Source organism: Litoribrevibacter albus, assembly GCF_030159995.1.
In the GTDB taxonomy this organism is placed as follows: domain Bacteria; phylum Pseudomonadota; class Gammaproteobacteria; order Pseudomonadales; family Litoribrevibacteraceae; genus Litoribrevibacter; species Litoribrevibacter albus.
Map to the genome: position 1 here is coordinate 47,425 of NZ_BSNM01000026.1, position 12,421 is coordinate 59,845.

At 46.4% G+C, this 12,421-nt stretch carries 12 protein-coding genes; 10 read left to right on the forward strand and 2 right to left on the reverse strand.

Translation table 11 applies throughout. The annotated features are described in order from the left end of the window. Positions 1–42: 42 nt before the first annotated feature. A complete protein-coding gene (locus QQL66_RS18950) occupies positions 43–1,413 on the forward strand; it encodes a trehalose-6-phosphate synthase (protein ID WP_284383631.1) in 1,371 nt (456 codons plus the stop codon). Positions 1,414–1,433: 20 nt separating this feature from the next. On the opposite strand, the gene QQL66_RS18955 is transcribed toward QQL66_RS18950, so the two are convergent. Then, complete coding sequence (locus QQL66_RS18955) at positions 1,434–2,417, reverse strand: serine/threonine protein kinase (protein ID WP_284383633.1); 984 nt, start codon at positions 2,415–2,417, stop codon at positions 1,434–1,436. 35 nt (positions 2,418–2,452) lie between these two features. Then, positions 2,453–3,160, reverse strand: coding sequence for a ComF family protein (locus tag QQL66_RS18960; RefSeq protein WP_284383635.1), 708 nt, complete (start codon positions 3,158–3,160; stop codon positions 2,453–2,455). 133 nt (positions 3,161–3,293) lie between these two features. On the opposite strand from QQL66_RS18960, the gene bioB reads away from it, so the two are divergent. The 9 genes from bioB to QQL66_RS19005 all read left to right on the forward strand — a co-directional run bounded on the left by bioB (position 3,294) and on the right by QQL66_RS19005 (position 12,317). Further along, complete coding sequence (bioB, locus tag QQL66_RS18965; RefSeq protein WP_284383636.1) at positions 3,294–4,352, forward strand: biotin synthase BioB; 1,059 nt, start codon at positions 3,294–3,296, stop codon at positions 4,350–4,352. 64 nt (positions 4,353–4,416) lie between these two features. Continuing rightward, positions 4,417–5,637 (forward strand): 8-amino-7-oxononanoate synthase, encoded by a 1,221-nt coding sequence (gene bioF / locus QQL66_RS18970; RefSeq protein ID WP_284383638.1) that lies wholly within the window; start codon positions 4,417–4,419, stop codon positions 5,635–5,637. An 8-nt stretch (positions 5,638–5,645) separates the two neighbouring features. Then, positions 5,646–6,389 (forward strand): alpha/beta fold hydrolase, encoded by a 744-nt coding sequence (locus QQL66_RS18975; RefSeq protein ID WP_284383639.1) that lies wholly within the window; start codon positions 5,646–5,648, stop codon positions 6,387–6,389. Next, positions 6,382–7,164, forward strand: a complete 783-nt coding sequence (bioC, locus tag QQL66_RS18980) for a malonyl-ACP O-methyltransferase BioC (RefSeq protein WP_284383642.1) — start codon at positions 6,382–6,384, stop codon at positions 7,162–7,164. The genes QQL66_RS18975 and bioC overlap by 8 nt, the downstream gene beginning before the upstream one ends. A gap of 14 nt (positions 7,165–7,178) precedes the next feature. Next, positions 7,179–7,871 (forward strand): dethiobiotin synthase, encoded by a 693-nt coding sequence (gene bioD / locus QQL66_RS18985; RefSeq protein WP_284383643.1) that lies wholly within the window; start codon positions 7,179–7,181, stop codon positions 7,869–7,871. A 96-nt stretch (positions 7,872–7,967) separates the two neighbouring features. Further along, positions 7,968–8,228, forward strand: a complete 261-nt coding sequence (locus tag QQL66_RS18990; protein WP_284383645.1) for a flagellar biosynthesis protein FlgE — start codon at positions 7,968–7,970, stop codon at positions 8,226–8,228. Positions 8,229–8,260: 32 nt separating this feature from the next. Further along, the gene (locus QQL66_RS18995) at positions 8,261–9,097 is read left to right on the forward strand and encodes a putative metalloprotease CJM1_0395 family protein (protein ID WP_284383647.1); all 837 of its coding nucleotides are present in this window, start codon (positions 8,261–8,263) and stop codon (positions 9,095–9,097) included. Positions 9,098–9,454: 357 nt separating this feature from the next. After that, positions 9,455–11,257 carry an acyl-CoA dehydrogenase C-terminal domain-containing protein gene (locus tag QQL66_RS19000; RefSeq protein WP_284383648.1) on the forward strand — a complete coding sequence of 601 codons (1,803 nt, stop codon included), beginning with the start codon at positions 9,455–9,457 and terminating at the stop codon, positions 11,255–11,257. A gap of 145 nt (positions 11,258–11,402) precedes the next feature. Then, a complete protein-coding gene (locus QQL66_RS19005; protein WP_284383650.1) occupies positions 11,403–12,317 on the forward strand; it encodes a prenyltransferase in 915 nt (304 codons plus the stop codon). The last annotated feature ends 104 nt before the right edge of the window (positions 12,318–12,421 follow it).

A 12,421-nucleotide genomic window follows, 5' to 3' on the forward strand; every position in this document is an offset into this window, starting at 1 on the left:
GGAATTACCTAAGAAAAGGGAGTTAATGTGAAGATTGGGCGCATGTTAAGCCTTAGCTGGTATGGCGGGGTCGACACCAAGGATATCGTTGCAAAACAAGTAGCGAGTATCCATCAGCAGGTGGAAAATGGGGTGTGGTTGTGTGTTGCCCGGGAAGGTGGCTCCCCAAATAAATCAACCCAATTAATTGGTCTGAACATAGATCAGTGTGATGAATTGGGGTTAAGTCTTCGCTTTTACGAAGAATGCTTGATACCGCTGTTTCATCACTTGCGACGGGGCTTTAGTTTCAATTATCACCATTATTCGGCCTATCGTAAGTGGAACAAAGGGTTGGCTGAAGGCTTGGCTTCGTTGTATCGCGATGGTGATGTGTTGTGGTTGCACGATGCACATTGGATTCCATTGGCTCGATATTTAAAAGAACTGCAACCCAACCTCCCGATTGGTTTGTCTTTATCCTCTTCATTTTGCGGGACTGAGGTGCTCAAAACCTTACCGGTTGCGGAAGAGTTATTAGACGACCTGTTTTACTTCGATTTGGTGACTTTTTCTCGGGAAGCCGACATTCAGAACATTTCGAATGCGATGATGGATCTGAAGGGTGCGGTTACTCTCGCTGATAAGCGTCTCAAGAAGGATAATCAAATTCTCAAGGTGGCGGCGTATCCGCCAGTTTCGTTTGTTGATCGTGATAGCTTAGAGGGGCAGACCCCGGAAGATTGTTTTGGGATGTCTTCGGGGGATAAGTTAGTGCTTACTGTTGATGTGCCCTCCTGGTTCTCTAATCGAACTAATCGAAATCAGGCGTATGAGCTGTTTTTGAGGGACAATCCTGCGTTAGCAAAAGATATGGTGTTCGGTTCGTTAGTGACGCCTTTTGCGATCAATGAAGAGCGAGTAAAGAGTATTGTTCATCAATGGAAGGGGGATTTGGACGATCTTAATGACCATTGGCGCTCTTATTCCCGTAAACCGTTCAGGTTAGCGATTAGTCAGAAGTGGAGTACGTCACCCGAACTGCTTTTTCGATCTGCCAGAGTGTTTGTTGATTTAAGTCTGGGCTGTTATACCTCGTGTCATCATAGTGACTTCTGGTGGGCGCAAGATCCTGAGGACCCTGCCGTGTTGGTTGTGTCGTCGTTGGCGCTGGATGGTAATGATTTACCTGGGGCGTTGGTTGTTCATCCGCTGGATGTGGTGGGAGTGGCGAATGCGGTTAAGCAGGCGTTGTTGATGCCGTTATCAGAACGTAAGTTCAGGTTTGAGCAATTGGGAAATACCTTCAAAATGCTTAGTCCGGAACGTCGCCGTGCGAAGTTTACCTTCGATGTGGTAGAGCAGGCGAAGAAAAATCGTTTACAGAATTCTTCCAGAGCCATGCGAGAGCAAGCCAAAACCGTAAGTCACTAAGGTTTTGGCTGATTGTTCGATTACAGGAGCTTCAGAGGAGGCTCTTGCAGTGCTGCTAATTGTTCTTTTAAGGACAGAATGTGCTCAGACCAGTATCTTTCCTGACCAAACCAGGGAAAGTTATGCGGGAAGGCCGGATCGTCCCAACGACTGGTGAGCCATGCGGCGTAATGCAGTTGTCGTAAGGTTCGCATGGTTTCAATAAGTCCCATCTGTTCGGTAGGAAATTCACAGAACATTTCATAGCCTTCACGGATTTCGCACAGTTGCGTTTCTTGCTGGTGGCGATCGCCGGATAACAGCATCCAGATGTCCTGAATGGCCGGCCCGTTTCTGCAATCATCAAAATCCACAAACAAGGATTCCTCATCGCGGATTAAAATATTGCCCGGGTGAAAGTCGCCTTGCAGACGAATCTGGTTGGGAGCGTGAGCGGACCAGCACTGGCGCATGATGTCCAGTAACTGACCGGTCAGTACCTGATAGGGTTCTATCAGATAGTTCGGTAATAATCCCGATTGTTGAACGATCTCGATACTCTGTTGGCCAAATGTTTCGACGTTAAGTTCAGGTCGGGAGTTGAATTGCTTGGCCTTGGCTATGCTATGAATCCTGCCGAGCTGTGTCCCTACTTCATAGAGTTGGTCTAACTGATCCAGCTCTAGTGGCCGGCCTGATCGACGCTCGTAAAGACAAAATAAGAAGTCATCTTTCTCATGAAGCGTCTTTCCATCAATGAGTAACGGTGGGACAACGTTAATATCGGCGTTTGCCAATTCCCATTGGAAATCGTGCTCTTCCTGGATTTGAGTGCGAGTCCATCGGTTCGGGCGATAGACCTTGATAATCACCGGAGTGCTTTCTTCAATTCCTACTTGATAAACGCGATTTTCATAGCTGTTGAGCGGAAAAGTCCGTCCGTCAGAATAAAATCCAAGTGATTCGACGAGATCGATAATTTTGTCTTGTGTAAGTGATTGGTATGGATGAGACAGATCGGACACGATATACACTCGGGTGTTATGGCTGGAAGATCAGTCTAGTGGTTCATGGGCGTTCGGGCAATGGTCAGTAGATCTACCTGGTGAACTCCGGCGGCTTTTAGATGTTTGGCTGCTTCGTTGGCACTTCCTCCGGTCGTCATGACATCGTCAATCAGCAGGATTCGGTGATCCTGATTGGAGTTTCTCTGTCTATGGGGGAGTTGGTTCTCAGCGTGCAGCCTTTCAATGTGGAATTTGAATTGATGGGCAGTCTGTCGGGATCGCTTAGTTTGCTGTTTTTGGTTCGGTACTAGCCAACGCTTGGACAGTACGTTTGGCAGAACGGGAATATGGGTTCTTTGACTGAGTAACTGAGCCAGGGTTTGAGCTGGTGCATGGCCTCGCCGGATCATGCTTCGCCTACTGCTGGGAATGGCAATTAAGCCCGTTATCTTTCGATGTCGAAAGTGGTGGTAATACGCAGAGAACAGCCAAGCCTGGAGTGGTTTTAAGTTAGCAAGCTGATTGGCTTTAAATTGATGGATTAATGCCTGAATCGGAGGCTTATATTCGAATGGACTGAATGCGTGATCAAACGCAAAGGGCTGCTTTTGACAGTGACCGCACATGTCTAGCTGGGTGTTGGTAGGAAGCCCACAGCTTTCACAATGGGTAGTAATGTAGGGCAGTCTTGTTAGGCAGTCATAGCAGAAGTAGCTATCAAGTGATGAGAGAGGATAAAAGCAAAGCTTGCATTTGATCATTATTTGCTCAGATGTTAAGTTCTTTTCGTGTGGCTTATTGACAGTGTCGGTTTGCACATTAAGATGAACAACCATTACATTCGTCTCAGGTTATCACCTGACGTTTTTATCTAACATCGGAAGAGAGCGGTATATGAATCTCCAGCAACTAGGTCAAGTTCGACACGATTGGGAAACAGCAGAAGTTCAGGCGTTATTTGATATGCCTTTTAACGATTTGTTGTTCCATGCTCAAACCGTTCATCGTCAAAACTTCGATCCTAATGAGGTTCAGGTCAGCACTTTGTTGTCCATTAAGACCGGTGCATGCCCAGAGGATTGCAAATACTGCCCTCAGAGTGGTCACTACACCACCGATCTAGATAAAGAAAAATTGATGAAAGTAGAGAAGGTGTTAGAACAAGCGCGTAAAGCGAAAGAGATTGGTTCTACCCGTTTCTGCATGGGCGCTGCGTGGCGCTCACCAACCAAGAAAGACATGCCGTATGTGATCCAGATGATTCAAGGGGTCAAAGAAATGGGCATGGAAACCTGCATGACCTTGGGAATGTTGGATGAAGATCAATCCCAGGAGTTGGCCGAAGCAGGTCTGGATTACTACAACCATAATTTGGACACCTCTCCTGAATTCTACGGCAACATCATTACCACTCGTACCTATGCTGATCGTTTGAATACCATTGATAACGTTCGTAAAGCCGGTATGAAAGTGTGTTCTGGTGGTATTTTGGGGATGGGTGAAACCGAACTGGATCGTGCTGGCATGTTGATTCAATTGGCGAATATGCCTCAGCAGCCTGAAAGTGTGCCGATTAATATGTTGGTTCGGGTGGAAGGTACGCCATTCGCTGAGAACGAAGAATTGGACCCAATCGATTTCATTCGTACCATCGCGGTAGCTCGCATTATGATGCCGGAATCTCATGTGCGTTTGTCGGCCGGTCGCGAAGAAATGACCGATGAAATGCAAGCGCTTGCGTTCTTTGCTGGCGCAAACTCAATCTTCTATGGTGAAAAACTATTAACCACGGCGAATCCTCGTGCGGAGAACGATCAGAAGTTGTTCGAACGTTTAGGTATCAATCCGGAACGTCGTTGCGAGAAGCACTCTGAAGAGGCGCAGGAAGCCGCGTTAATGAACGCCGTGGAATCGCAACAACAAGACAAAATGTTCTACGACGCTTCTGTATAGAAGCGTCTTTCCTAAAACGCTTTATGTTTTTCAACCTCTAAGTGTTCCTGTATTTGGAGCCTCTATGGCAGACTTTGATGGTTTAAGTGACGCTCTTAACCTTCGTAAAGCCCAATCGCTCTATCGTTCCCGTCGGCTACTTACCAGTGCTCAACAACCTCAGCAGCAGATTGATGGTAAAGACGTAATTTCATTTTGCAGCAATGATTATTTAGGTCTGGCGAATCATCCAAAGGTCAAAGAGGCGTTTACCAAGGCGGTTGAACTGTATGGTGTCGGCAGTGGAGCTTCCCATTTAGTGAATGGACACAGCGCCTTACATCATGAACTTGAGCTGACTTTGGCAGAGTTTACCGGGCGAGATCGTGCGGTTCTTTTTTCCACAGGATTTATGGCTAATATGGGATCGATCACGGCATTGGTTGGTCGTGGTGATGCTGTACTGCAAGATAAGTGGAATCACGCGTCATTGATTGATGCAGGGCTTGCCAGTGCGGCTAAATTCAAGCGTTATCAACACTGTGATCTTGCCAGCTTGGAACGACAGCTGTTGAGTTGTTCCGATGCAGGACGAACGCTGATAGTCACTGACTCTGTGTTCAGTATGGATGGTGATATTGCGCCATTGGCCGAACTTGCGGATCTTGCTGACGCGCATAATGCGTGTTTGATGATTGATGATGCTCATGGTTTTGGAGTGTTGGGCACAACAGGCGCCGGAGCGTCAGAACAGTTTCAACTCTCTCAGGATCGTTTACCCGTGCTGATGGGGACGTTAGGAAAGGCGTGCGGTACCTTTGGTGCTTTTGTTGCCGGTTCCGAAGAGTTGGTTGAGACCTTAATTCAGCACGCCAGAAGCTACATCTACACCACTGCATTACCGCCGGCGGTGGCCGCTGCCAGCCTGGCCAGTATAGAACTGATTCAAACAGAAGGATGGCGAAGAGATCGATTACAACAGTTGATCAGTCAACTTCGCGCGGGTATCGAGCGGATTGGTTTTCCGTTGATGGAATCAGGAACTCCCATACAGCCGGTTCTGATCGGTGATGCTGAATTGGCTCTAAAGATCAGTGGCAAGCTCGAAGAGAATGGATTACTGGTGACTGCGATTCGGCCCCCTACGGTTCCGGATGGAACGTCGAGATTACGTATTACTCTGTCCGCAGAACATACCGAAGCTCAGGTTGGTCGGTTGCTCTCTGTTTTGGGCGATGTTTATGATCAGTTGAGTACTCAAGAACGAGAGCAGTTATCACAAGCGCGAACAAAGCTTTTGGTTTGAGGTGTGAAGTGACCGATCAGTCTTGGTGTCCTGATGGAGTTTTTATTGTAGGTGGCTGGGGTTGTCCAACCCATTGGATGGATGCGTTGGCACTTCATTTATCGAAGACGTTTGATTGTCCGGGTGAGGTGATTGCTCTACCGGGCTATGAGCTGACGGACACGCTGGCTGGCGAGGATGCTTACGCTCACTGGCATGAGCATGTTGAAGTAAAACTAAGTTCATATAAACGGCCTTTGTTACTGGGGTGGTCTTACGGTGGCATGTTGGCGGTTCGTTTAGGTGACGAACTGGTGTCTACCAAATCCATTGATCTTAAGGTTGTGGTGTTTGGAACCAGGCCCATGTTTTTAGATGACCCTTGGACCGTTTTTGATCATCAGGTGGCTAAATCATTTCGTGCGCGGGTGGCTGCGTCGCCTCATAAAGGTCTGGCCTATTTTGTCGCTTTGAATAGTCAGGAAATGGATAAGTCCCTGGTTGTGTCTCTGAAACAGGACATGCAGGCATCGAAGGTCGAGAAAGAGGTTTTATTGGAGTCTTTGGATCATCTTTATGAGCTTGATGTATCCAAGTCTTGGTCGTCATTGATGGAGAATCAGCGTCTGATGGCCTTGTATTTTAAAGCAGACGCTTTGGTTAGGGTGCCTGATGAAATAGAGCTGATATATCAACTCAAAGGTGGGCACTTGAGTCCTGTTTTCAACAGCTCAGAGTTATCGGATCGAATAGAAAGGTTACTCATTGGATAAGAAACAAATCGCCAAGGCATTTGGTAAGAAAGCAACGCTTTATGATACACACGCCAGGGTGCAGAAGTACGTTGGTGATCGTTTGCTTTCACTGCTGAAAGAACAGCAAGTTTCTGTTCCAGGTCCTTTGTTGGATTTAGGAACGGGGTCGGGCTATTTCCTGCCTGCACTGAAACAATTTCAAGGTGGGGATGCGTTGTATGCCGCCGATTTGTCGGAAGGCATGATTCGTTTCGTCAATGAGCACTATCAGAATGTACTTTCCAGCAGCTTTGTGGCTGATGCGGAGCAATTGCCGTTAGCGGATAATTCGCTGTCATATATTTTTTCCAGTATGGCGATCCAATGGTGTGAAGACTATAAACGCCTCTTTAAAGAATTAGTTCGAGTGGTAAAGCCAGGTGGTTTTGTGGCTTTTTCTACCCTGTTACCCAATACGTTGTTTGAGTTGAAAGACGCATGGCATGAAGTGGATGAGCGAAATCATGTAAATCGATTTCTGGACTCCGATTCCATCATTCATGCTATGTCGGTTCACGCGGAGATTCAAAGTGCTCATGCTGAACGAGTGGTGGCGGGATACCCGGATTTGAAATCGTTACTGCACAGCATTAAAGGCATCGGTGCGAACACTGTGGTCGAGGGGTCGGGCGCAATGACCAAGGGACAGTATGTGAAATTAGTTCGAGCCTATGAGTCCTTCCGCGATAGCTCAGGTATGTTGCCTGCGAGTTATGATGTGTTTTACGGCGTTATGCAGGTTCCTCAAGAATAAGCAAGGTGGTATGAATGAAGCGTTTTACAGCATTTGTCACAGGTACAGATACCGAAGTCGGGAAAACAGTTATAACCGCAGGGTTACTAAAGGCGTTCGAACAGCAGGGCTTCTCTACTCTGGGGCTAAAGCCTGTTTCCGCCGGATGTGATGTCACCGATGATGGGCTTAGAAACGAAGATGCATTACTTCTTCAAAAGGCAGCTTCTGTCAAAGCCGCTTATGAAACGGTAAACCCGGTGGCTTATGAGCCGGCAATTGCTCCGCACATCGCGGCTATGGAAAACGGGAAGTTATTAACCGCCAGTGGATTAGAAGGGTTTATCAGAGGTGCAATGTTAAAACCCGCTCAAGTTAAGTTGATTGAGGGGGCTGGTGGCTGGTTTACGCCGTTAAGCTATCAGGAAACGTTGGCAGACTTGGTTAAGCGTTTGAATGTCCCTGTGATCCTGGTTGTCGGAATGAGGCTCGGTTGTTTGAATCATGCGTTGTTGACTGTTGCCGCATTGCAAACCAGTGGTTTGACTTTAGCTGGATGGGTAGCTAATCGTGTTGACCCTGAGATGGGGCGATTTGATGAAAACCTGGAAACCTTAAAACAGATGGTTGACGCTCCTTGTTTGGGGGTTGTGCCGCATTTAGAGCAGGCTTCATGTGATCAGGTTGCCCAGTATTTGGACGTGACCCCCATCATTTCGGGCCGTTAATCGGGAAAAAGATCACATTATTTGTCAGAAAATTGGTGCTTATGGCTATTTTCTGGTTAAATTATATACAGGTTGGCCGTAGTTTATGAGGTAAATATGGTGACATCTGTATTGGGATCTGGTGTAGAAGGTTTATCCAGAAGTCGTGAAGGGCTTAACCAAAGTGCAAAAACCATTGCTAATGGTGGGCAGTCACCTTCGGGTGAATCCTTGCTTGCTTCCAGTTCTTCTTCCGATGATAAGATGTTATCCGCAGTCGTTGATCTCACGCTGTATGAAGTTCAATTCAAGGCGTCTGCAAAAGTCATTGCTACGGCGGATGAAACCCTCGGTCATTTGATTGATGAAACCGTGTGATAAATTTCTGAATGGGGTGGGTGAACTAGAGTATGCAGATTAATTCAGTATCCTTCGTTAATTTAGCCGATAGCCGCGAAGCGGTGGCTATGACTGCGTCTGATGATACCGAATTAAAATCGAAAGAGTCTTCTTTGTCTGCAGTTAATGAAGCTTCTGAAACAGAAGATTCAGGTCGCCAGTCTGAACAAAAGCCCTCTCAGGAAAACTCCTCTGCATCAGATTTGACCGAGCAGGAACTTCAACAGATTCGTAAATTAGAAGCGCGTGATCGTGAAGTTCGGGCTCATGAGCAAGCCCACCAATCCGTAGGTGGTCAGTACACCGGATCTGCCAGTTTTACCTATCAACGTGGCCCTGATGGCGTGAGCTACGCTATCGGTGGGGAAGTACCGATTGATACCGGTAAGGTTGAGGGCGATCCTCAAGCCACCATAGAAAAAGCGGATGTAGTTCGCAGGGCTGCATTGGCACCTGCTGAGCCTTCTGCTCAGGATCGACTCGTTGCATCGAATGCCTCTCAGATCAAGTTGGAAGCTCAGGCTGATTTGGCTGAAATGCGAGCTGAGGCGGCGAAAGAAGACACGGAAGACTCCAGAGCTGCAACAGAGGAATCAGACGAAACGACACGTTCAGAGGATGAGCAAACTACCCCAGGCTCAACTCAAGCCGCTTCTTCACGAGATGAATCCTCTTCTGATTCTGAGGAGGAGAATGCGGATTCCGTAAATTCTTTTGATGATGGATCTTTGTCCCCTGAAGATTTTTCTCACTTATTGGCCTCTGAAATTGCCCGTCGCAATGCAATGGCTGTCTTTGAAAACATAAATCGTGACCCCCCTAAAGGTAATTTGGATGAACTGGTTTGACCGGTGATCCATTTCTTCTATATTTCGTACCACACATCTAAATATCCTGTTCTTTGTTGACCTAAAATTGGGTTAAGTTTGCGTACCTTATCTTTGTCTTTGATTTGGGAAGTTGCACAGAAACGGTGCTTTTTGTCGGAAAGTCACTAGGGAATGACCTGTTTTTCGTTGGATTTTTAAAACATTTGTTTGAATTATCTTGACAATGTCAGGTATTAAACGTAAGTTTCAAACAACCGTTTGATAAGTTGGTCAAACATTGTACAGTATTTGGTTTGGCTTAAAAGTGGAACAGACGTTAGTAATCAAGCGATTCATTCTGTTCATTTAACCTGAAATCATGCCGAGGAAGTTACTATGCCAGAATATAAGGCTCCTTTACGCGACATGAAGTTCGTCATGGACGAACTACTAGACATGCAAACTCACTATCAGTCACTAGGTGCTGATGAATGTACAGAAGATATGGTTGATGCCATCCTTTCTGAAGGTGCAAAGTTCTGTGAGAACGTTCTTGCGCCTCTTAACCGTGTAGGTGATGAAGAAGGCTGTACTTGGAGTGAAGATGGCGTAAAAACACCAACTGGCTTTAAAGAAGCATATCAGCAGTACGTTGAAGGTGGTTGGCCTTCAATGACATGTGACCCTGAGTACGGTGGTCAAGGTCTACCTGCATCTATCGGTATCGCAGTAAGCGAAATGGTAGGTTCTTCAAACTGGGCATGGGGTATGTACCCTGGTCTTTCTCACGGTGCAGTTGACACTGTTGAAATGCACGGTACTGAAGAGCAGAAGCAAACTTACCTAACTAAGCTTATCTCTGGTGAGTGGACAGGTACTATGTGTCTGACTGAACCACACTGTGGTTCTGACCTAGGTCTACTTAAAACCAAAGCTGAGCCAAATGCTGACGGTTCTTACAACATCACTGGTACTAAGATCTTTATCTCTGCTGGTGAACACGACATGGCAGAGAACATCATTCACATCTGTCTTGCTCGTCTTCCGGATGCGCCTAAAGGCACTAAAGGTATTTCTCTTTTCATCGTACCTAAGATGCTTCCAAACGAAGATGGTTCTGTAGGTGAGCGTAACGCGGTTGCTTGTGGTTCTATCGAACACAAAATGGGTATCCACGGTAACTCTACTTGTGTAATGAACTTCGACGGTGCAAAAGGCTGGTTGATCGGTCCTGAGAACAAAGGTCTGAACTGCATGTTCACGTTCATGAACTTTGCTCGTATCGGTACTGCACTACAAGGTAGCTCTGCAATGGAATCTTCATTCCAAGGCGCGCTAACTTACGCAAAAGATCGTTTGGCAATGCGTTCTCTTTCTGGTCCTAAGGCACCTGAGAAAGCAGCTGACCCAATTATCGTTCACCCAGACGTTCGTCGTATGCTATTGACGATCAAGTCTCTTGGTGAAGGTGGTCGTGCACTAGCTTACCTAACGGCTAAGCAAGCGGACATCGTTAAGTCTCCAAATTCTTCTGAAGAAGCGAAGAAAGAAGCTGACGAACTACTAGGTTTCCTAACGCCAATCGCGAAAGCATTCCTAACTGAAGTAGGCTTCGAGTGTACTTCTCACGGTATGCAAGTATACGGTGGTCACGGTTTCATCGCCGAGTGGGGCATGGAGCAGCTAATGCGTGACGTTCGTATTTCTATGATGTACGAAGGAACCACTGGTATCCAGGCGCTTGACCTACTAGGTCGTAAAGTTCTAATGACTCAAGGTGAGGCGTTGAAGCGCTTTACTAAGATCGTTCACAAGTTCTGTAAAGAGAACGAAGGTAACGAAGCAATCGCTCAGTTTGTTGCGCCTCTAGCAGAGCACAACAAAGAGTGGGGCGACCTAACTATGAAGATCGGTATGGCTGCAATGAAGAATCGCGATGAAGTTGGCGCGTCTTCTGTAGACTACCTAATGTACTCTGGTTATGTATGTCTTGCTTACCTATGGGCAGAAATGGCTAAAGTTGCTCAAGAGAAACTTGATGCTGGTACTGAAGAAGAAGCTTTCTACAAGGCTAAGCTTCAGACTGCTAAGTTCTACTTCGATCGCATCTTGCCTCGTACTCGTGCACATGCAGTAACTATGCTGTCTGGTGCTGAGAACTTGATGGATATGGAAGAAGAAAACTTCGCATTCCTATAAGTTTCTAAGTGCTCTTATTTTAAGAGTCCTGGATACAGAAAAAACCGCAGCCTAGGCTGCGGTTTTTTTGTTTTAGGGCATACTATCTTTGTCATTTACCTGCTAGTGTTTTCTTTTCATTGAAACGTTTGGCTTAGGTGTCTCTATGGATAGTGCTCTTTGGTTGAGATATGGACTGGGTGTCAGTCGTGCCCCTTTCTTAACCCTTTCTTTGGTTTCTATCGTATTTGCTTGGTCTTTGGCATTTTTCCAGACGGGTTTACCTTCCTTCTTTGACAGCTTTTTGATTCTTATTGCTATGATCTCGTCCCATATCGGGGTGAATGCACTAAATGAATATCAGGACTTTAAGTCGGGATTAGACTTATCCACAGATAAAACCATCTTTAGTGGTGGCAGTGGCACGCTGGTGGATCATCCGGAGTTTGCAGAAAGGGCAAAACAGATTGCATTTGGTGCCATTGGTTTGGCGGTGCTAATCGGCTTGTGGTTTGTTTTTTCGGTGGGTATTGAGCTATTGCCGGTGGGGGTGTTGGGTTTATGGATTGTGATGAATTACACCACGGTGATTAATCGTCATCCCTGGTTGTGTCTGGTGGCGCCAGGGTTTGGTATTGGTATATTGGCCACTTTAGGCTCGGTGTACATTTTATCAGGTGGCCTTAGCTGGGAGGCTGTTTTTTGGGGGCTGGGATATGCTCTGTTGTTGAATAACTTACTGTTATTAAATCAGTTTCCCGATAAGCAGGCTGATGAAGCGGTTCAGCGTTGTCATATGTGGATTGCCAAGGGACCCGTTGTGTCTTTAGCATTGTTTCGAGCGCAGTGGATAAGTGCTTTTGCATTAGTTGCTATCAGCGTTTTGTTTGCAGATCTTCCTTGGTTCGGGTTGAGTATTTTGTGTGTGATGATGTTGGTATATCCGTTATGGAGATATACGCAGTCGGAGCAGTGTTTGTCTGACAATCTGCTCTCGGCTTTGGGTAAAAATGTCTTGTTGTGTCATGCATATCCGGCCAGTTTGAGCGCCATTTTAATTATTTCTCGTTGGCTTACTTGACCAAGCGTCTGCTCGTTATACAAATGACTTTTAATCTAGTAAAATCCCCTGCCATCGTACAAGTTGGCAATCCATGCCTGGGCTGTTTAAGCCTATAAACAGAT